The organism is Vibrio sp. L85, assembly GCF_963871815.1.
In the GTDB taxonomy this organism is placed as follows: Bacteria; Pseudomonadota; Gammaproteobacteria; order Enterobacterales; family Vibrionaceae; genus Vibrio; species Vibrio harveyi.
In genome coordinates, this window is record NZ_CAWMYL010000234.1 from 253,120 (window position 1) to 275,061 (window position 21,942).

18 protein-coding genes and 1 pseudogene are annotated in these 21,942 nt (G+C 40.3%); 16 read left to right on the forward strand and 3 right to left on the reverse strand.

Going from position 1 to position 21,942, the window contains the following annotated elements; all coding sequences use genetic code 11:
• The first annotated feature begins 137 nt into the window (after positions 1 to 137).
• The 11 genes and pseudogenes from rppH to AACR11_RS22480 all read left to right on the forward strand — a co-directional run bounded on the left by rppH (position 138) and on the right by AACR11_RS22480 (position 12,208).
• A complete protein-coding gene (rppH, locus tag AACR11_RS22430; RefSeq protein ID WP_005434895.1) occupies positions 138 to 656 on the forward strand; it encodes an RNA pyrophosphohydrolase in 519 nt (172 codons plus the stop codon).
• 9 nt (positions 657 to 665) lie between these two features.
• Positions 666 to 2,912, forward strand: a complete 2,247-nt coding sequence (ptsP, locus tag AACR11_RS22435) for a phosphoenolpyruvate--protein phosphotransferase (protein ID WP_017190105.1) — start codon at positions 666 to 668, stop codon at positions 2,910 to 2,912.
• Positions 2,913 to 2,919: 7 nt separating this feature from the next.
• Positions 2,920 to 3,711 (forward strand): sulfite exporter TauE/SafE family protein, encoded by a 792-nt coding sequence (locus AACR11_RS22440; RefSeq protein ID WP_005447912.1) that lies wholly within the window; start codon positions 2,920 to 2,922, stop codon positions 3,709 to 3,711.
• Positions 3,712 to 3,750: 39 nt separating this feature from the next.
• Positions 3,751 to 4,572, forward strand: a complete 822-nt coding sequence (gene lgt, locus AACR11_RS22445; protein ID WP_005447915.1) for a prolipoprotein diacylglyceryl transferase — start codon at positions 3,751 to 3,753, stop codon at positions 4,570 to 4,572.
• A 9-nt stretch (positions 4,573 to 4,581) separates the two neighbouring features.
• Positions 4,582 to 5,139: pseudogene (locus tag AACR11_RS22450) on the forward strand (thymidylate synthase); the annotation flags it as partial.
• A 138-nt stretch (positions 5,140 to 5,277) separates the two neighbouring features.
• Positions 5,278 to 6,507 (forward strand): tyrosine-type recombinase/integrase, encoded by a 1,230-nt coding sequence (locus tag AACR11_RS22455; RefSeq protein ID WP_079324459.1) that lies wholly within the window; start codon positions 5,278 to 5,280, stop codon positions 6,505 to 6,507.
• Positions 6,504 to 8,828: a tyrosine-type recombinase/integrase gene (locus AACR11_RS22460; protein ID WP_079324461.1), complete on the forward strand. Its 2,325-nt coding sequence runs from the start codon at positions 6,504 to 6,506 to the stop codon at positions 8,826 to 8,828. The genes AACR11_RS22455 and AACR11_RS22460 overlap by 4 nt, the downstream gene beginning before the upstream one ends.
• Position 8,829: 1 nt before the next feature.
• A complete protein-coding gene (locus AACR11_RS22465; RefSeq protein ID WP_079324463.1) occupies positions 8,830 to 10,173 on the forward strand; it encodes a hypothetical protein in 1,344 nt (447 codons plus the stop codon).
• A gap of 60 nt (positions 10,174 to 10,233) precedes the next feature.
• A complete protein-coding gene (locus tag AACR11_RS22470) occupies positions 10,234 to 10,884 on the forward strand; it encodes a hypothetical protein (RefSeq protein ID WP_079324465.1) in 651 nt (216 codons plus the stop codon).
• Positions 10,881 to 11,387 (forward strand): hypothetical protein, encoded by a 507-nt coding sequence (locus AACR11_RS22475; RefSeq protein ID WP_045490823.1) that lies wholly within the window; start codon positions 10,881 to 10,883, stop codon positions 11,385 to 11,387. The genes AACR11_RS22470 and AACR11_RS22475 overlap by 4 nt, the downstream gene beginning before the upstream one ends.
• Positions 11,384 to 12,208 carry a thymidylate synthase gene (locus AACR11_RS22480; RefSeq protein WP_045490825.1) on the forward strand — a complete coding sequence of 275 codons (825 nt, stop codon included), beginning with the start codon at positions 11,384 to 11,386 and terminating at the stop codon, positions 12,206 to 12,208. The genes AACR11_RS22475 and AACR11_RS22480 overlap by 4 nt, the downstream gene beginning before the upstream one ends.
• A 139-nt stretch (positions 12,209 to 12,347) precedes the next feature.
• On the opposite strand, the gene AACR11_RS22485 is transcribed toward AACR11_RS22480, so the two are convergent.
• A complete protein-coding gene (locus AACR11_RS22485) occupies positions 12,348 to 12,599 on the reverse strand; it encodes a helix-turn-helix domain-containing protein (RefSeq protein WP_045490827.1) in 252 nt (83 codons plus the stop codon).
• Positions 12,600 to 12,722: 123 nt separating this feature from the next.
• Between AACR11_RS22485 and AACR11_RS22490 the strand changes: the two genes are divergently transcribed.
• The 5 genes from AACR11_RS22490 to AACR11_RS22510 all read left to right on the forward strand — a co-directional run bounded on the left by AACR11_RS22490 (position 12,723) and on the right by AACR11_RS22510 (position 20,283).
• A complete protein-coding gene (locus tag AACR11_RS22490; RefSeq protein ID WP_045490829.1) occupies positions 12,723 to 13,286 on the forward strand; it encodes a hypothetical protein in 564 nt (187 codons plus the stop codon).
• A gap of 291 nt (positions 13,287 to 13,577) precedes the next feature.
• Positions 13,578 to 15,170, forward strand: a complete 1,593-nt coding sequence (locus AACR11_RS22495) for a type I restriction-modification system subunit M (RefSeq protein WP_079324477.1) — start codon at positions 13,578 to 13,580, stop codon at positions 15,168 to 15,170.
• Positions 15,154 to 16,431 (forward strand): restriction endonuclease subunit S, encoded by a 1,278-nt coding sequence (locus AACR11_RS22500; RefSeq protein ID WP_079324467.1) that lies wholly within the window; start codon positions 15,154 to 15,156, stop codon positions 16,429 to 16,431. Before AACR11_RS22495 ends, AACR11_RS22500 begins: the two co-directional genes overlap by 17 nt.
• Positions 16,432 to 16,434: 3 nt before the next feature.
• Positions 16,435 to 19,677, forward strand: coding sequence for a type I restriction endonuclease subunit R (locus AACR11_RS22505; RefSeq protein WP_079324469.1), 3,243 nt, complete (start codon positions 16,435 to 16,437; stop codon positions 19,675 to 19,677).
• Between the two features lie 348 nt (positions 19,678 to 20,025).
• A complete protein-coding gene (locus tag AACR11_RS22510) occupies positions 20,026 to 20,283 on the forward strand; it encodes a helix-turn-helix domain-containing protein (protein WP_079324471.1) in 258 nt (85 codons plus the stop codon).
• 169 nt (positions 20,284 to 20,452) lie between these two features.
• Here AACR11_RS22510 and AACR11_RS22515 read toward each other — a convergent pair whose 3' ends face one another.
• Complete coding sequence (locus AACR11_RS22515) at positions 20,453 to 20,932, reverse strand: hypothetical protein (protein WP_031412873.1); 480 nt, start codon at positions 20,930 to 20,932, stop codon at positions 20,453 to 20,455.
• Between the two features lie 62 nt (positions 20,933 to 20,994).
• Positions 20,995 to 21,582 (reverse strand): hypothetical protein, encoded by a 588-nt coding sequence (locus tag AACR11_RS22520; RefSeq protein WP_079324473.1) that lies wholly within the window; start codon positions 21,580 to 21,582, stop codon positions 20,995 to 20,997.
• Positions 21,583 to 21,942 lie beyond the last annotated feature (360 nt).

Here is a 21,942-nt window from a genome sequence, read left to right on the forward strand (position 1 = left end):
AATAATGTCTGTTCAAAAGATATCCAAAACGGGGCGAAAGGTAATAAATCTTGCTCATATCACATCAGTAAGTTTGCTAGTAATGGGGATATGTGGAAAAATCACGGTAATAAAAAATTATTCATAGAGGTTAGCCAGTGATAGATGGCGATGGTTACCGACTCAATGTTGGTATTGTGATATGTAATAACCATGGTCAGGTCTTCTGGGCTAAACGATACGGGCAACACTCATGGCAATTTCCACAAGGTGGGATTGACGAAGGTGAAACACCTGAACAAGCCATGTTCAGGGAGTTATATGAAGAAGTCGGTCTGACGAAAAAAGACGTTAAGATCATCGCTACAAGTCGTCATTGGTTAAGATATAAGCTACCAAAGCGATTGGTGCGTTGGGACTCCAAGCCTGTTTGTATCGGCCAAAAACAGAAATGGTTTCTGCTGCGATTAGAGTGCGATGAGTCTCGCATCAATATGCAGCGCGGGAAATCCCCTGAATTTGATGGTTGGCGCTGGGTAAGCTACTGGTATCCAGTTAGGCAAGTTGTTTCTTTCAAGCGTGACGTATACCGTCGAGCAATGAAAGAGTTTGCATCTTTAGCCATGCCTTTTCGAGAGCGTAAGACGAAAGGGAAAAGAAAAAAGCAACGTAGATAGAGGGTTAACATGCTCAGTCAGCTAAGGGAAATAGTTGAGAAAGTCTCCAGAGTCGATGATGTGCATCTGGCACTCGATATATTGGTAAAAGAGACTTGTGCCGCCCTATGCACTGAATGTTGTACTATCTATCTTGCTAACGAAGAAATGCAGCGCCTTGAGTTAATGGCAACTCAAGGCCTTATTTTTGAAGGCGATAGCATCCATATCAACTTCAATGAAGGCTTGGTTGGTTTGGTGAAGCGCAGTGCAGAGCCACTTAACTTAGCAGAAGCTTCCACTCACCCTGATTTCAAATTCTTCCCCCAATTAGGCGAGCAGGTTTACCACTCCTTCCTTGGTACGCCGATCATTCATCGCAAACAAGTACTCGGCGTGTTGGTTATCCAGCAGAAAACACCGCGTTTGTTCAGTGAGATGGAAGAGTCTTTCCTTGTTACCCTATCGGCACAGCTTGCGGTGCTCATTGCCCATGCGCAAAACCTCGGTCATTGGCAACTTGCTTCCAAACCTACGGTGATCAAAGGCCTACCGGCTTCAACTGGGGTAGCGATTGGTGAGTTCTGGTTTGATAATACACAACCAAACTTAAATGATGTGTTTCCTGCGTCTGCGTTAGATAAAGAGCGTGAGCATGAACTTTTAGCGGTTGCAGTAGAAAGGGCATTGAGTGATTTTCGCCGTATGCGGAAAAAGTTCGACAGCGAAATCAATAAAGATGCCTTGGCGATCTTCGACCTTTTTACCCACTTACTTAACGATCCAATGTTGCGTGGTGATCTGAAGAAGCAGATCGAGAAAGGCGACCGAGCAGATTGGGCGTTGCGACAAGTTGTTGAGACCTATTCGAACCGCTTTGCACGTATGTCGGATGTGTATCTGCGTGAACGTGCGCAAGATATTCGTGAACTAGGACAACGCCTGCTCTATTTCTTGCACAATAGCGAGCAAGAACATGCCTCGATCGATCGTCCGGTGATCTTGGTTGCCAATGAACTGACGGCCACGTTATTAGCGTCGATTCCAAAACAACACCTTTTAGCGGTCGTGTCATTGGAAGGTGCAGCGAACTCTCACGCGGCGATTCTTTCAAGGGCATTGGGTGTACCTGCCATCATGGGCGCGAACATTAACACCAGTGTCGTGAATGGCAAGAAGGGGATTGTGGATGGTTACACTGGTGAGATCTATTTAGAACCTAACAGGCAGCTTCTACGCGAGTATCGTAGCCTTGTGAGTGAAGAGTCTGAACTGTTCGCCATGGTGAACAAAGACTTGGCACTGCCAGCCATTACAAAAGACGATTGCCACATTGAAGTGATGCTTAACGCGGGGTTGAGTGCCGATAGCAATATCGCGATCAACTCAGGTGTCGATGGCGTTGGTCTGTATCGAACAGAAATCGCTTTTTTACTTCAGCATCACTTTCCCTCTGAGGATGAGCAGTATCATCAGTACCAAGCAATTCTTAATAGTTATCCGAATCAGCGCGTTGTGATGCGTACCTTGGACATTGGTGGTGATAAGCCATTGCCGTATCTGCCGATTGATGAAGATAATCCGTTCTTGGGCTGGCGCGGTATTCGTTTTACTTTGGATCATCCGGATATCTTTTTGATCCAACTGAGAGCGATGCTAAGGGCGAGTGCTGAAAGCGGCAACTTAAGTATTTTGCTTCCTATGGTTTCGGGAATAAAAGAGCTCGATGACGCGATTACGCTTATAAATCAAGCGTACAGTGAAGTCGTGTTGCTGGATGAGCGAATTCAAGCACCAAAGGTTGGGGTGATGATAGAAGTCCCATCAATGGTGTACTTGTTACCGGCCATTGCTCATCGTGTTGACTTTGTTTCGGTGGGTACAAACGACTTAACGCAATATTTGTTGGCAGTTGATCGGAACAATTCCCGTGTTGCGGATGTCTATGAATCCATGCATCCGGCGGTGTTGTTAGCGTTAAAACAAATTCACGATGTTTGCCACCAGTATCAAGTACCTGTGTGTATTTGTGGTGAGCTAGCAGGTGATCCATTTGGTGCGCTGCTCCTGTTGGGCTTAGGCTACAACAGTTTGAGCATGAACACCTCGAACGTGGCTAAGGTGAAGTATTTGATTCGTCATAGCCAACAAAAAGAACTAGAAAAACTCGTCGAGAAAGCCATGTCATGCTCTTACGGGCAAGAAATCCATCAAATGATGCATGATTTCTTTATCCAGCAAGGCTTTGCCGGCTTTATTCGTGCAGGTAAGAAGTAGGGTAACAGTGACCATCTCTTTATTTATATTATTGCTCGCGCTAGGCGCTTTTGTAGGCGTGATGGCGGGGCTTCTTGGTATCGGAGGCGGGCTGATTGTCGTACCTGCGTTACTATACCTTCTTCCTCTTGCTGGTATCTCTCCTGAAATGAGCATGCATATGGCATTAGCAACGTCATTGGCGAGTATCATTGTCACGTCAGGTTCTTCTGCACTGAACCACCTGAAGCTTGGGAATGTCGATATGTTTGTCGTCAAATGGTTGATGCCTGGCGTGGTTATCGGTGGTTTTGTTGGGGCTAATATCGCGGAATGGATCCCGACTCATTACCTACCGAAAGTCTTCGGTGTGATTGTGCTGTGCTTAGCAATACAAATGTTTCGCTCCATCAAGACGAAAAGTGAGAAGCCAATGCCGAGTAGTCCGGTCACTATGATGTACGGAACGGGAATTGGTGTAGTCTCTAGTCTTGCTGGTATTGGCGGTGGTTCTCTGTCGGTGCCTTTCTTAAACAAGCATGGCATTGAAATGCGCAAAGCGGTTGGCTCCTCATCGGTATGCGGTTGTGTCATTGCGATTTCAGGCATGATTGGATTTATCTTACATGGCTACAAAGTTGAGGGGTTACCTGACTACAGTATTGGCTATGTTTACCTACCAGCTTTAGCGGCGATAGCGATGACGTCGATGCTCACGACGAAAGTCGGCGCTAAAATGGCAACCAACCTTCCTACGGCAGTCTTAAAAAAGATCTTTGCTGTGTTCTTGATGTTTGTTGCAGCGACCATGCTGCTGTAAAGTCCACCTGTTTTATTAGTAATAAGAAGAGAATGAGTTATGTCTCAGGGATACTTAGAATTTCCCAATATTGATCCGGTTTTAGTCTCTATTGGTCCTGTTTCTGTTCGTTGGTACGGTTTGATGTACCTTGTCGGCTTTATGTTCGCACTATGGTTGGCAAATCGTCGCGCAGATAAACCGGGTAGTGGTTGGACGCGTGAACAAGTTTCAGACTTGTTGTTCGCTGGTTTCCTTGGGGTAGTGATTGGTGGTCGAGTTGGCTACGTTATCTTCTACAACTTTGATTTGTTCTTAGCAGACCCCCTATACCTATTTAAAGTTTGGACTGGCGGCATGTCATTCCACGGCGGTTTGTTAGGTGTTATCACGGCAATGTTCTGGTACGCACATAAGAATGGTCGAACTTTCTTCGGTGTGGCTGACTTTGTGGCTCCGCTCGTGCCGTTTGGTCTTGGCATGGGGCGTATGGGTAACTTCATGAACAGTGAACTTTGGGGACGCGTAACAGATGTGCCATGGGCGATCATCTTCCCGAATGGTGGCCCACTGCCTCGTCACCCATCTCAGCTTTATGAGATGTTCCTAGAGGGCATTGTGCTGTTCTTCATTCTCAACTGGTTCATCAAAAAGCCTCGTCCTTTAGGTGCGGTATCAGGGCTATTTTTAGCTGGATATGGTACATTCCGTTTCCTAGTTGAGTTTGTTCGCGAACCGGATGCACAGCTTGGTCTATTTGGTGGTTACATTTCGATGGGACAAATCCTATCGTCACCGATGATCATTCTGGGTGTTCTTATGATGGTTTGGGCGTACAAACGTGGTCTTTACCAAGACAAAGTCCAAGCAGAAACGAAGTAAGGAATTGGTGTGAAACAGTATTTAGATTTGTGTCAGCGTATCGTTGACCAAGGCACTTGGGTTGAAAACGAGCGCACAGGCAAACGCTGCCTAACGGTGATCAACGCAGACTTGACCTACGATGTTGCCAACAACCAATTCCCATTAGTTACGACACGTAAGAGCTTTTGGAAAGCGGCAGTTGCTGAGCTACTTGGCTACATTCGTGGCTACGACAACGCAGAAGATTTCCGTAAGCTAGGTACGAAAACGTGGGATGCGAACGCAAACCTAAATGAAGCATGGCTAAACAACCCGTTCCGCAAAGGTGAAGATGACATGGGACGTGTATATGGCGTTCAAGGTCGTTCATGGGCGAAGCCAGATGGCGGTCATATCGACCAACTGCGTAAGATTGTGGATGATTTAACGCGTGGTGTTGATGACCGTGGTGAAATCCTAAACTTCTACAACCCGGGTGAATTCCACATGGGTTGTTTGCGTCCATGTATGTACAGCCACCACTTCTCACTGTTAGGTGACACGCTCTACTTAAACAGCACGCAACGCTCTTGTGATGTCCCGCTTTTATAACCCCTAAATATAAATGCACATTATGGGTCATAGTACCCATTTTTTTTATAATAAATTCACCTAAAAAGAGAGGTTTTACAAATGCACAGTATGTTGTTATTATTTAGGTAGAGTGGGTTAGGTGTGTACAGTATGGGAATATGTGTTGTTGATAGAAAAGAAATAGATCTTAGTAAGTCTCTTCTCCATGAAGATTATGATTTAACAAGTATCACTCCAGAGTTTGTTACTGGAGTTGTAGCGTTAAACGAAGAGATGAAAGTGCTTCCAATGATCTCGCATTATTTGACCAGAGAGTTGAGTAAGAATCGGATTTCTGCTGCAACAGCAAAAACATACGGAAAGAACCTTATCTATCTTTTGTCTTACTTAAAGAGGTTTCCATCACTGAAGCATGAAAAATTAGATCAGGCTTATCTTTATGTTCAGGCATACCATATTGAAGAATATCTTACTGACATGAACAACGTGCAGGGGTTAGTGTCAAAAACCGTTAGAAATAGAGATGCTTCGTTCAAGGCTTTTTTTGATAATTATCTTTGTACGGAGTTTTCTAACCAGAAAGCATTGAGAGATGATAACCCGTATGAAGAAGGGTTGTTATCAGGGTCTCCTAACTCAAATTTGATTGAAATGTGTGATTTAGATGAGGTTATCTCTCTAATTCAAAACACTCCATATGAAAGGGAAAGAACTTTACTTCAATTTATGTATGACTCTGGTGTTAGACGATCAGAGATTCCGCGAGTAATGAAGTCGCACATTGATGAAGCTTATAGCTCTGAGCGCAAGAGTGTAATTATAGATGAAGAAACTATCCAAGTTCCTGCCAATTATAAGTCACTCTATATCCCTGGCTCTAAAGGGCGTCATAGGGAAATAAAACCCCGATACACGATAGTAAGTGTGCATACTTTAGTAAGGATAAAGCAATATCATGCAAGTCCCCTTTACAAAAAGTTCTCACGAAAATTTGGTGATGATAAACCTGCATTTTTGAATGCTCAGGGAGGGGGATTTACTGCATCTTCAGTAAGTAAACTTGTAGAGAGAGTCTCTAATAGAGCATTAAAGAAAAGGCACATTACACGACCTATTTCGCCGCACAAGATTAGACATGGCTTTGCTGGTGGCTTTCTACGTTCTCCAGATATTGGTAAAGACGATGTAGATCGACTTGTTGCGCTACAGAAATGTCTAGGTCACAGTAAGTTAGAAACCACCCAAATCTATACGAGTATACCTTACGATATTCTTTCGCTGTTAGTTGACGAAAATGGTGAAAGGTTGTGTCGCTTTCAACTGATGGAACGTATCGCTGCAAAAACGAAAAGAGCGATAAAATTGGGAGATAAAAAATGAGTAGAAAAAATTCATCCCAGATAAAAGCAGAACTGGAGAGTTTGCTTGAGTCATATAGGAATGAGCCAAAGCTACTCCTAAACATTCCAATAACACACAGTAAAAAATTTGGAGCGGTTCCGTCTAACAAGTACCTTCAAGAGACCGTGGGAGCAACACAAGCTCAACTCCTCAGGTATCCCGAACTAATTGAGTTGATCAGAGGGCTTATGATTGAGTATGAAGTCATTCTCCCTGAGGAAATAGCTTCAGCTCTCGAAATTAGAAGAAATATGAAAGTCTGGTGGGCTAGCCTGTCCTTAGAAGAAAAGTTCGAACTAAAAATTTTTGGCAACAGCATCCAGTTTAAAAATTACATACCAAACTATCGTGGCGGAAAGAATTACAAAATCGTTGCTGCTCTATCTTCGGAGTTCAATGATGAACTGCTGGAGTTAGGCATCTTAGATAAAAATTATGTATTGTCCAAAGATAGAGCTGCTCTAAGAGATAGTAACATTCAAGAACGAGCACAGCAAAAACGCGACGAATGGGCATACTTATCTGACTTACCTCTGGAAGATGCTGGTGATTTAACTCAGATAACAAATAATACAGAGCCATACGTTCAAGTTAGGCAGTTATTTGCCGCTAAGTTGAAGTCTGTTGATAGTGACTCTGGAATAAGCAACTATAAAATTGCATATAAGCATTTCGTAGACTTTTTGATTGAATCTTCTGTTCCCTCCGATACTCCCTTAGAAGATATTCTTGAAGAGTTCCTTTTAAGTCGCTTCAGAAAAAACTATATCCTCCCCAATATTGATAATAAAAATATTGCTCCTAGTAGTGCAGCCACAATAATTTCTTGTTTGAGGCAAACCTTGAAACGCGCTACACAAATTAAAAATCTTGGTTTTACGACATTTTATGACGTTGAAGGAATCGAAGATGTTGGGCGTGTAACAGATATGTACCGACCTTACTCGCTCGGAGAGCGTAAACAGATCAATGATGCGTTAGCTTCGGATATATCTCAAACTAAGCAATTAATGGAGCCATATGTTTATACGGGTGTCGGTGAATACCCTTTAAATTCAGACTATCATGTGATTCCAAAAAAAGGGACATTAGATAATGCGAGGTTTCTATTTGAAAATCACTTAGGTTGTGAGCCAGTTTTCTATGGTCATACATCATCTGTTTTTGCTGACGCATTTTTACGAATTATCCTGTCTAATGATGTAGAGTTGCATCAACTCTATAAAGACTGGGGGGTGATTCCTGTTGTAGATAGAGCATTAATAGCTCCATTTGTTCTTCGCCTTGCTCAGATTACGGGTATAAATTCAGACTCTATATGTGCGTTGGAAATTGATGATTATTTAATGCAGCATAAAATTACGTCAAGACCTTGCCTTACGTACTGGAAAGAACGTAGCGGAGGTGAAAAACCTTATCATCTCGATATTTTTAAAGCTGAGTTGCAGTGGTTAACAGTATCTCAAAGTAAAGCAGTTAAAGATATATTCGATACAGTAATAGCGTTAACAAAAGAGATTAGAAAGGATGCGCCAGCAGAGATATCAAAAAGGCTATTTTTAATAAAAAGCACGGGACGTGCAACTTATGGAAAAGTCATGGCGATTGAATCATTGACAAGTTACTTTAACAATTATGTTAGCAAACACTCAATTGTTAATGATGATGGTGATCCAACGCAGCTAAATATCGCGCGGTTCCGACCAACTTTTGTAAGCGAGCTGATAGAAAAAGATGTATCAATTAGAGAGATCCAATTGATGCTGGGTCATAAGTACTTATCTACAACAACGAACTACCTTGACCGTCTTGATTTTAGTCGCGTAGCAAGACAAAAATTGTACGCAGCGCTGAAAAAAATTCATACAGGTGCTTTAGCTCAGAAAAATAAGAGTAAGAGACCTAAAAAGTACTTAGATAATGAAGACCAGGTTGTTTTTACAACTCCTCTAGGTGGGTGCGCCAATATTTTTGATCCCCCTGACTTCATCAGGAATTCGTCGGCGTTTGTAGAGGGGCAGGCATGTTCCCAGTACAACAAGTGTTTGGGTTGTGAAAATGTAATGCTTATTGCTTCTCACATACCTGAACTATTTGCTATGCGCAGAGATTATCTCCTTCTTATGCAGAACAGTAGGATCATGACTACTCCCTATGGGGTTGTTATACAAGAAAACCTATCTCTACTAGAAGAAATACTAACCCCTGGTGAAGATGGTTTTTCTAAAAAAGAGTTGGATGAGGGCGAGAGACTATCTCTTTTTGTAGAAACTAATATTATCGATAGTGCTGGAGCATAGAATGGAACAGAAGAGTCAAATAGCACTGTTGAATAAGTTCAGTGAAAATAAAAAGGTGGTCCAGAACTTTGTAACCCAGCAGCATATTTTTTCACAGGATATCGATATTAACTCTTATGCTCATCTACTGACTCAGATGCCAGTCACCAAGCTTTCTAAGTTTGGTGAGATGACTTGGGATTATAATGATGATGCTCTGAATCCTTCCAAGAATGTGGCTGGCTCGAAGCTACGAATCGATTTCTATAAATATAGCTGTATACCAAACTATATAATTATAGAAATCAAATGCTTATTAAATTACTTAATGCTAAATGCAGTAGTGTTTTCTGAAGGCTCAAAAGGCAAAAAAAGTATCAAGCCTAATACTGCAATCTCACAGTTCGAGTCTGGTTTGCGATTTTTAGATCATGTATTCAAAAAGATATCTGATGATGCTCCGATAGACTTTATTAATGAGAAATATCAGACGCTTTCAGATATTTTAGAGTCTGATTTTAAAGAAGCCGCAAAAGATTATCCTTATACAGTGGATAATGCTTTTTGGAAGTTTTGCTATTACTTAAAGCATCCTTTTGCAGTAAAAATTCTGGATCATAGCATTCAGGTTGATTTTGGGGTTCTTGAGTTTCCTGAGCGGAAGACTAAGAAACGAAAGGCTAGATTAGTTTTTGAAAATGATGTCTTTGAAAAACTTGTATCCCACTCAACATATCGCATTGTTGACCTATTAAGAGGTTGCAATGAGGATATTTTTGATCAACTTGCTCTCAAACATCTTGATGCTTTAGGTAGTTCAGCACCTTGTCTTGGTATCACCCGTGAGTTGATAGATGACTATGCTGTAATAAGGTTATTCAGAAAAGGATATTCTGAAGCTGAGATATCTAAGATAGTGACTATTCATCCAGGTTTGTATGTTGATGGCACTAATAAACTCTCAGAGCATAAGTTAAGAAAAAAAATCAGTGAGCGTCATGGCTTTGAGAGTTTTGAAGAAGTCAGGAATAAGATTAATGAAGTATACGATGCATGCTGTTACATAATCGCACAATTTTCTGGCATGAGACCGAATGCTCTTTCGGAAATAATAATAGAGAGCTGTCTTGTAACTTCTGAAGGTGATGACCTAATTGTTACCGAAGAGAAAAAAGGCAAATCAGAAAGTTTTAACCTTTTTGATGACAAGTTTGTAACTATCCCGATCATGAAAGATGCTATTACCGCTGCAAAGTTAATAGCTAAGTGCAAAAACAACCCATATTTGTTTAGTAATGCTGATACGGTTGAGTATGGTTCGAAGCCAGAATCAATGAGTTCACAGGGTATAAAGCATTCTTTTTAGAAGTATTTTGTTAGGTTGTTTAGTGTTGAGCAATGGAAAGAGCTTCAGTTCACCACATATATGTACAGACATACTCTAGCGTATCAGTTATACCGAGTTGATCTTGGGTTGCCTTTCATTTCATATCAATTGAAGCATGTAGTTGAGAGTATTTCTAAACACTCTGGATACAAAAGTACTAGTGATGTCACTTTGGAGTATGGTGAGATAGCTGAAAGACTTAGTAGTGACGCGACAAAAGGAAAGCGGCAGTCAATTCGTCAACAAGCCGAGATTGAAAGCGTCAAGTCTACTATGAACCCTGACGGAACGTATTTGGGAGAGAAAGGGAAAGAGCATAAAGAGAGGCTTACTCAGGCATTTATAGGGTATCGAGCAGAAGGCTTCTCTGATGATGAAATCTACGAAGCCATGGCAGAGCAAGGGATGGCAATTGTAAATGTAGGTACAGGCTTCTGTTTTGGCGATAATGAGATGGAAAAGTTTGATGACTCTCTGCCATGTCTTGGGGGGCTACGTTGTAATCCATTGCGGTGTAAAAATTCTATTGTAACAAAAGCTCATGCTCCCAAGTGGAGAGAAGTCTATTTGTCGAACAAGGCACTAGTAGGAAAAGAAGGTTTTGAAGATAAGCAGGAGCAGATATTGGCAGCTATGCAAGAAGCTGAAGCAGTTCTATTGGATCTAGGTGAGGAGCTGATAATATCATGAGCGCCACAACGAGTTATGAGTTTGATGATAAAAACCAAGCGGACTTTCTAGAGAACACAGAGAAGATAAATAAAGCTCTGAAAATCATAGAAAACGATAAAACGTTATCTGCGACTTTAGCCGAACTAGAACGCCAGTCTGGTCTTCATAGAAACACACTGAGGAATAGAAGCCTAACTGTGGGCGATCTTCAGATAGAAACAACAGTCTCTGACGAACTTAAACGTATAAAAATAATAAAAAAGAATAAGAAAGAGCAAGATAAAAGTGATAAGAAAGATCATGTAACAGAGTTAGAAAATCAGTTGGAGAATGCAAAAAATGAGCTTGTGTACTGGTTTACTAAGTTCCAGACGCTTTCGCAAGAAGCAGGACAACTAGACATTCAACTGAGCAGAAAGGCGGATCTTGTTGATTGGTACAAGAAAGAACTAGAGAAGGAGAGACTCAAGGCACGGTCTCTTGAAGATAGAATTAACTTATTAGAAGAACTTAACAAATGAAACAATATTTAGAGTTATTAGAAGACGTTTTAGAGAACGGATCCGTTAAAGGAGATAGAACTGGTACTGGTACATTATCAGTATTTGGTCGCATGTATCGTGTTGATTTAGCTAAAGGGTTTCCGCTACTTACAACTAAAAAGGTTCATTTTAAATCGATAGTAAATGAATTACTTTGGTTCATATCAGGTAGTACGAATATCAATGACCTCGATGCTAGAATTTGGAATGAGTGGGCTTTAGAAGATGGTTCGTTAGGTCCCGTTTATGGCAAACAATGGACTGCTTGGGAAACCAAAGACGGTTCAACTATCAATCAAATTGATTATGTTGTTGATTTGCTAAAAAACAATCCTACTTCTAGAAGGATTTTGTTCCACGGTTGGAATGTGGAGTATTTACCCGATGAAAAATTGACTCCACATGAAAATGTTCGTCAAGGAAAGATGGCGTTACCACCATGTCATTTACTTTATCAGTTCCAAGTTATTGATAATAAATTAAATTTGATGTGTACGATTCGATCAAATGATCTTTTCTTGGGGCATCCATTCAATACAGCTCAAGCGGCACTTTGGGTATATATGCTAGCGCAACAATGTGACCTTGAAGTTGGCGAACTGATCATGAGTATCGGTGATGCGCATATATACTCTAACCATATTGATCAAGTTAAAACTCAGTTACAGAGAACTCCTACTCCCCTTCCACAGCTTAAGCTTAAGCGTAAACCTGCATCTATATATGATTACAAGTTGGAAGATTTTGAGTTGGTTGGTTACGATCCACAGCCTGCAATCAAAGCTCAAGTTGCAGTTTAGTTTCGTCAAAGCCATATAGGTTAACCATCCGCATGAAGCGGATGGTTTATTTACTAGACTGATTTTTCTTTATCTTTATATATATCAAAAGCTTAGGTATTTCTTTCCTATCGAAAGTGTAGATATATAATGATTCTAGTTACTCATCGAGTTTAATCATTGCTTCAATATGTTGAGGATCTTCGTGCGGCAGTAAGTCGTAAATTGAGCAGTCTAAGTGAGCTGCAAGTATATATACTTTTTCCAATGTTATTCGCTGTTCGCTACGTTCCAAAATTCCCACTAACTTTTTGTTAAACCCACAAGCTAGACTTAACTTTTCTTGCGAAATTTTTTTTCTAACTCTCTGCTCGTGCAGATTCTTTGCAAACTCTCGCACTATCTTATTCATTTTTATGATTTTTATTTAGAGTCATTTCATATGACGAGGATTTTATGCCTTCCTTTTTTTCACGTTGATCTTTATTGGTCAACCCATTATAGTGGGTAGGTGTGCTTTTACAGGTATCAAAAAATGACTATACGATTGAGAGAACCATTTTTTAGTATTTACAACGCTCTTTCAAACGATGAGAGAATTACGCTTGATCAGTTTGTTATGAGAATAAAGACACTAGATCGAGGATATAAAAATGTTGATGATAAGGAGTTGAGAAAAATTGCTTATCGACAAATATGTAGACTAAAAAATCAAAATCTCTTGTTACAACTATCACCAAGGCGTGACCAAAACCCTGAATTTGTGAAAGTATGTGGTGATAGAGACCAGGCTGAGCTGCTATCTGGTTGTCGAGTTAACCCACTAACATCAGAAAACGGCAATAATTCTGATGGAGGAATAGCAAATGTGCTTGATCATGTCCAAATGCAGATCGACTGTCTACAAGCAAAAAAAACAGAGTTAGCGGGGGAAGCTGAGGCGTATAAAAACTTAGCCGAATGTTTCCCGACACTTGAAGGGATGATCGCTGAGAGAACGAAAAAACTGAGCTTTGAAACTGCAAAACTTAATGGAATGTTGAATGCGTTTACGCTGACAATAGATACACTGCGTTCTTCAAATGAGCTTAGCTGTTGAGTACGACGCTTCTACTGAGTTTTATATTATCATCTCTAATATTTACGTATCTTGTTACCTTGCAAATAATGATTCCTTTATCGACCATCAGATCAGAAAAGTAGACTTTCCAAGCTGGTTCGTTGCTTGCTGGTCGATTTCATTTTCTGCGATTATTGTACTTACAACCCAGAATTAATGATGAAGAGTCGATTGTACCGTTAGCCTCATGCTTTCTTAGACATTCCTTGAACCTTGATGCGATTCCTAGTCGCTTGTTTCATATTGATGTAGAATTTGCCAAAATCTCGCATGGCAAATAAGAACATGGCTAAGAAACCAGCAGCAAAGAAGAAAGAAAAATCATTTGAAGAAACACTCTGGGATGCGGCAAACAAGCTGCGTGGTAGTGTTGAATCGTCAGAATACAAACACATCGTATTGAGCCTGATTTTCCTCAAGTTCATCAGTGATACATTTGAGAAACAGCGCCAAAAGCTGATTGATTCAGGGCTGGAAAAGCACGTTGATATGGTTCCTGCCTACACCAAAGACAATGTGTTTTATCTACCAGAAAACAGTCGTTGGAGCTTTGTTCAGCAAAACGCTAAACAAGAAGATATTGCTCTAAAGATCGATACTGCTTTAAGCACCATCGAGAAAACCAACAAAGCATTACAAGGCGCATTGCCTGATAACTATTTCTCTCGTCTTGGTTTGGATGTCAGCAAGCTATCTGCGCTGATTGACGTGATTAACAACATCGACACCCTAGCGAATCCGCATGAAGATGTAGTAGGTCGAGTCTACGAATATTTCTTGTCTAAATTTGCGATTGCAGAGGGTAAGGGTAAGGGCGAGTTCTATACACCAAAGAGCATCGTTAACCTAATCGCAGAATTGATTGAGCCATACAAAGGTAAAATCTATGACCCTTGTTGTGGTTCGGGTGGTATGTTTGTTCAGTCAATGAAGTTCATTGAGAACCACAAAGGCAATAAGAAAGACATTTCTGTGTATGGTCAAGAGTACACAGGTGCAACCTACAAACTAGCGAAAATGAACCTCGCTATTCGTGGTATCTCTGCCAACCTTGGTGCAGCGGCAAAAGATACCTTTGCCAATGATCAGCATGAAACTCTTAAAGCTGATTTCATAATGGCAAACCCACCATTTAACCAAAAAGACTGGCGAGCTTCTGATGAGCTAGTTGATGATCATCGCTGGGACGGCTACGAAACACCGCAAACAGGCAATGCTAACTATGGTTGGATTTTGCATATGGTTTCTAAGCTGTCTGAAAACGGTGTGGCTGGATTTATTCTAGCTAACGGTGCGTTATCAGGTGATGGGACAGAAAAAGCTATTCGCCAGAAACTTGTCGAGAATGGTTTAGTAGAAGCGATCATCATTTTGCCGATGAAGATGTTCTATACCACCGATATCAGTGTGACACTTTGGGTTGTTAATAAGAACAAGAAAGAGCGAACTGTTCCACACGAAGACCTGACTCGTCATTACCGTAACCGTGAAGACAAAGTTCTGTTTATGGACTTACGTAAACACGGTGAAGCATTTGAGAAAAAGTACGTTCAATTCTCTCCAGAGAAAATCTCTGAAATTGCTGAAACGCTTCACACTTGGCAAGAAGTACGTGCCGAAACCGAATACAAAGATATTGCTGAGTATTGTTACTCTGCGACTAAAGAAGAGATCGCAGCAAAAGACTACTCATTAGTGCCAAGTAAATACATCGAGTTTAAGAATCACGATGAAGATGTCGATTTTGACCAGAAAATGAGTCAAATGCGAGATGACTTTACAGCACTATTGAAGCAAGAAGAAAAGTCGAAATCGGAACTTTTATCTGTATTTGAAGAGTTGGGCTATGAGATCACACTATAAGCGTATTGGTGATTACGTCACCCAAATCAAACTAAAAAATACGGATGACTCTGTCTCTTCGCTTAAAGGGATAAACATCAATAAACACTTTATGCCTTCGGTTGCGAACATCAATGGTACAGATCTAAGCAAGTACCGAGTTGTTAAGAAAAATCAATTTGCATTTAACCCAATGCACGTTGGCCGAGATGAAGTGTTGCCCATTTCAATGCTTGAAGATGATGAACCAATTATTGTATCGCCAGCATATGTGGTTTTTGAGGTAAAGGATGAAGAAGAGCTTTTACCTGCATATCTGATGATGTGGTGCAGACGCTCAGAGTTCGACCGAAACGCTTGGTTTATGACTGACAATAGTGTTCGTGGTGGTTTTAGCTGGGCTGACTTTTGCGATATGGAACTACCAATCCCATCTATAGAAAAGCAGCGCGAAATCGTGCGTGAATACAATGTGGTGAATGACCGTATTGCACTCAACGAACAACTTACTCAAAAGCTAGAAGATACCGCTCAAGCTATTTACCAACAATGGTTTGTCGATTTTGAGTTCCCGATATCAAAAGAATACGCAGAATCCATCGGTAAGCCTGAACTAGAAGGGAAGCCTTACAAGTCTTCAGGTGGTGAGATGAAGCATTGTGAAGAATTAGAAAAAAATATACCTGATGGTTGGTCATTCGGAAACCTTAGCGATATGTCTGATTTGATTGATGGAGACCGTGGCAAAAACTACCCAAGCAAAGAGCAAATGAAAGCTCAAGGGTATTGTTTGTTTCTGAATACAGGCAATGTTACTAAAAAAGGATTCCTATTTGAGAATCTATCTTTTATTGATCAAGAAAGAGATTCTTTGCTAAGGAAAGGGAAGCTTCAGGTCAATGATGTGGTTCTGACAACTAGAGGGACAATCGGAAATGTCGCTAGATTTTCTAGTGTAACCCCTTATGAGCATATGCGAATCAATTCTGGAATGTTAATTATCAGACCTAAAGCTGAAGAGTATTCGGGTTTTATTTTTTCGTTGCTTCAAAGTGTTGAAATGAAAAATAAAATTGAATCTTTTTTGTCAGGTTCTGCTCAACCACAGTTGCCGATAAAAGATTTAGTAAAGATTAATATTATAAGACCAGACGGTGGTGTGATTCTTCAACTCGAAGATATTATCAATAAGATAACTGACAATGTTGATGTGATAAAAAATTCTCAGATTCAGCTAAAAAATCTATCACAAATAATTTTACAAAGGATCTCGAAGGCTTAATTAATGAAATTCACAGAAGAAAGGCTAGAGCAAGCCATCATTGAACTGCTAGGGAAAGAAGGCTACCCCCATTCTCGTGGTGAAGCGATTGAGCGATCACCTGAAGATGTGCTGATTAAGCCCGATCTTCGTGAATTTCTAGCCAAACGTTATCAAGCGGAAGGTATTACAGCCTATGAGATAGAGCAAATTATCCATAAGCTTGAGTATCTTCCAGCTTCGGATCTCTACGATACCAACAAAGCCATAATGAAGTTTGTCTCTGATGGCTTTTTGTTAAAGCGTGAAGATGTAAGTCAGAAAGATTTATACATTCAGCTTATCGACTTTGAAAGTGTTGTAGCAGCTCTTGAATCAGAGGCTAGTGACCAGCTAAAAGTAGCAGAATCGAGTTTGAGTTACTTACCAAAGCAAGACGGTAATATCTATCGCATCGTCAACCAAATGGAGATACAAGGCTATGAGCTGCGTATCCCAGACGGGATTCTTTACATCAATGGCTTACCTCTTGTGGTATTTGAATTTAAGAGTGCTATTCGTGAAGAAGCGACTATCTATGATGCGTATAAGCAGCTAACTACTCGTTATGATCGAGATATCCCTGAACTATTCAAATACAACGCTCTGTGTGTGATTAGTGATGGCGTGAACAGCAAAATGGGGTCGTACTTTGCCCCATACGAGTTCTTTTACTCTTGGCGTAAAATTACGGGTGAAGAGAAGCTAGACAAAGACGGCATTGATTCACTGTTTACGATGATCAGCGGCTTGTTCAATAAGAAACGCCTTACCGATGTGATTCGTCACTTTATCTACCTACCAGATACCTCAAGCAAACAAGAGAAGATTGTTTGTCGTTATCCTCAGTATTATGCAGCAACAAAGCTTTTTGCCAATATAAAACAACATATGAAGTACTTTGATGAGTACGGAAAGTTGGTGAGTGGTGATGGTAAGGGGGGTACGTATTTCGGTGCGACTGGTTGTGGTAAGAGCTACACAATGTTGTTCCTATCTCGTCTACTGATGAAAGATGTCGAACTGGGTAGTCCCACTATCATTCTCATCACTGACCGTACTGATCTAGATGATCAGCTTTCAGGTCAATTCACTAATGCAAAAGGTTACGTGGGTGATCAAAATATCATTAGCGTAGAGAGCCGTGCTGAACTTCGAGAACACCTGAAAGGGCGTAAAAGTGGCGGTGTATTCTTAACTACCATCCATAAATTTACGGAAGATTTGGAGCTGCTGACTGAGCGAACCAATGTCATTTGTATCTCGGATGAAGCACACCGTAGCCAAACCAATTTAGAACAGAAAATTACCGTTACTGAAGACGGCGTGAAAAAGACTTACGGCTTTGCTAAGTATCTTCACGACTCTTTACCAAACGCGACTTATGTCGGTTTTACTGGTACACCGATTGACGCAACGTTGGATGTATTTGGTGCGGTTGTCGATAGCTACACAATGACAGAATCGGTTTACGATGAAATTACTGTTCGTATTGTTTATGAAGGTCGAGCTGCAAAAGTGCTACTTGATGGTCGCCAGCTTGATGAAGTCGAAAAATACTATAAAGAGTGTGAAGACGCTGGAACAAATGAATATCAAATAGATAAAAGCAAAACGGCTATGGCAAGTATGTCTACCATACTGGGCGACCCAGATCGTATCAAAGCTATAGCAAAAGACTTTGTTGAGCATTATGAGAATCGTGTTGAAGAAGGCACGACTCAAAAAGGCAAAGCAATGTTCGTTTGTAGTAGTCGTGAAATCGCTTACCAGTTCTATAAAGAGCTGCTTAAGCTTCGCCCTGAGTGGGATGAAGTAAAAGTCTGTGAAGACGGTGCAACTCTATCAGAAAGTGATAAGAAGAAAGTGAAGCCGATGGAACGAGTCAAGATGATTATGACTCGTAACAAAGACGATGATAAAGCTCTCTGGAACAAACTCGGCAATAAAGAGTACCGTAAAGAGCTGGATCGTCAGTTTAAAAATGGTAAATCGAACTTCAAAATCGCTATTGTTGTCGATATGTGGCTAACGGGCTTTGATGTACCGTTCCTCGATACCATCTACATTGATAAGCCTTTGCAAAAGCATAATCTGATCCAAACCATTTCGAGAGTAAACCGTAAATTTGAAGGTAAAGAGAATGGTCTGGTAGTCGATTACATCGGCATAAAAAAACAGATGAACCTTGCACTTTCTCAATACACAGCAGGGCAAGATCAGGATCTAGAAGACATTAAACAGTCGGTCATTATCGTTAAGGATCACTTGAGCCTGTTGGATGGGCTGTTCCATAAGTTCGACTCTAAGCCCTACTTTAATGGTACACCACTAGAGCAGTTACATTGCTTAAATGCTTCGGCTGATTTTGCACTAAGAACCAAGAAGTTTGAAAAGACGTTTATGGAACTGACCAAACGCCTTAAATCAGCTTATGACATTTGTGTGGGTAGTAGTGAGCTGACCAAAGAGCATAAGGACAAGATTCACTATTATCTAGCGGTTCGAACCATCGTGTTTAAGATCACTACGGGTGGTGCGCCAGATGTTGACCAGATGAACCGCAGAGTGCGTGATTTGGTTAAAGATGCGCTTATCAGTGATGGTGTTGAAGAGATCTTTAAACTGGGTGAGAAAGACGGTGGTGAGATTGATATTTTCGATGATGATTATCTTGCCAAATTGGAGATGGTGAAACAGCCAAATACAAAGCTTCAACTGCTTCAGCAAATGCTGGCTAAAGCGATTGGGGAGTTTAAAAAGACCAATAAAGTGAAAGGTGTCGATTTCACTAAGAAAATGAATATGTTGGTTGAAAAGTACAATGAGCGTGACGAAAAGGATGTACTTCGCTCGGAAGTCATTAATGATTTTTCTGATGAAATTATTAACCTTTACAATGAACTACGTGCTGAAATGGCTTCATTCGGTGAAATGGGGATAGATTTTGAAGAAAAAGCCTTTTACGACATTCTCATTTCATTAGCTCATAAGTACGACTTTACCTATCCTGAAGAGAAGCTGCTTGATCTATCTAAAGAAGTGAAGAAAGTCATTGATGATAAAGCCAAGTATACAGATTGGAACAAGCGAGATGATATCAAAGCTGAATTGCACTTTGACCTGATCATTTTGCTCGATGAGTGGGGCTACCCACCGATTGATCGTGATGAAGTGTATAAAGAGATTTTTGAGCAGGCTGAGAACTTTAAGCGCAATGCAGCGTAGTTCCTAATATAAGGTAGCTCAGTCACACTGCTTGCAGTATGACCTTTAAAGTTGTGCGAAGAGTTAGGTTAAGTAGCTGTGTCGTTCATACTGCATATTTCGGGATTATCCGATAACCCATTTCGGTTTAAAAAAATTTGCAACTTACACTCAGACCTTAACGTCATTGGATTACAAGCCAAACCGAAAAAGGTTAGCGAAGATGCTAAAAATCTAATTACATACTCAGTAAGCGTAGAAGCACCAACAAACTAGAACCAAACAGCCCAAAGGGCTGTTTTTTATTTTACCCTTGACTGCGGGTAAAGCTAAAACTACCCTCTATAGAGGGTAATATGAGGGATTGTTATGTTGATAACATCGCCTAAGCAGTTAGCGATACATCTTCGTGATGAAAGAAAAAGTAGCAACCTATCTCAGAATAAGGTTGCTGATCCTGTAGGTATAAAACAAGACACGGTTTCTAAGTTTGAGCTTAATCCAGAAACCACAAGGATTCAGACTCTATTTCGCATTTTATCGTCGCTAAATTTAGAAATGCATATTGTGCCGAAAAGCGAAAGCATCGACCCGAGAAGCGATGACGGGAGCGAAGAGAAGTGGTAAGCAAAATGTATTAGTTCCGACTAGATCGTACAATTTTAACTACTGGTATCGTAGCTCACAACTGGACATTTATGAGTTATTCATTTTGCTAAATTAGCAATCCATGAATAAACTCAGCTAATGAAAAGTCGTTTAATTAACTGTCTAGTTTCGGTGGTGCAACCCCTTACTATGAAGGACCAAAATCCCAATCATATGGATTTAGAAGTATTGCTTTATCTTCTTCCGTTAAATTATCATAATTTTGCGATACATATCTTATTAAGTAAGGGAAAAAATAGTCCATGATTACTTCTTCACCTAACCCAAGAATTGAACCATTGCCGCTCCACCTTGAATGATTAAAAACCTCCTCGCTATACAGTTCATTTGGAATGGGAAACTTAATCACAAATTTGCCTTTGTTAGGTAGTTCCACCCATGCATCGATTCCTTTCGCATCAGAATTGTAAAAGTTTTCTCCATCTAGCGCCAATTGACAATAACGGGTGAGAACACGATTAAGGTTTTTCAAAACATATGGAAATGAAATGTCTAATAGCTCTATAGTTTGATCAGCAAGAATGAATTTAAGTGCATTTTTTAAGTTACTTTCACGCCGTTTTTTTATAGATAAAGGTATACTTGATTCACAATCCAAATTCTTCATGTTATCTCCTGTATACAAGCGTATTTCTTAATCTTTTCGTGTGCAGTCATTAAATTGAAATCCTAAAGTATCGAAAGTAGAAATGAGCCTACACTAGCGATACTGCCCGCATGAGGCAGCGCACTTAGCAAAGTTTTGACAACTGCTTTACTCGGTTTGTCTGACTGAATCTGTAGTTCAATTGCATCAACAACTTCCAATGCTTCTTTCTTTTCAGCAGTATCTTGAACAAGCCTATCAATTTCGCTTCGAAGGAGCAGTATATGCTCTACGATTTCAGAGTTCTGATTGACGATATTAGTTGAGTTGTCTACCGAGTTATTGTTAACTCGAGCATTGTCACCATGGAAGTTGTAAGTAATATTTTGAACTGCTTCCTTAGCTTCTGGAATACCTAACTTTTTAGCTTTGATTTGATAATGTGCTGGTATTGAATGAAATTTTTCGTGAAAGCCTGGATCTATTACTTTGTAAGTTTCTTCACCGCCGCTAGACATAAACCTCTGTATTAGATCATTTGTTTCAATCAAAACATTTGATTGCATAAGGTAAATACCTTTATCTTGCACACTAGCCTTTAAATCCGAATACTCATCACCATTAGTTTTAATAACTTTGATTCGATCTGTCATCATTCTTTGAAATGCCATACTTTCTCCTAGGAATTAACAGGTTCAAAAACACAATGTTACTTGTAAGTAGGTCTATCATTGTAAAGTATAAAAATTTACTCATAGATTGAATAGCAACCTACTCACTAGACAGATGCAGAACCACATTATTCAATCAGAGCCATATTGAATCATTAGGAGAAATAGGTCAATTAATAGCAAGAAAAGTGTGTCCCAAATATTAGGCGAACAACTTCGGGGCACATATGTTTAGAGTGGATGTTCTATGGCGCTTTTGTCCCGAAGCTAAGCTCCGTGAAACGCCTCTGGACAAAATTTTTCAGAAAATCAAACATTAGCGAACCATGAACAAGTACAGGATAGCAAAATGAAAAAAGC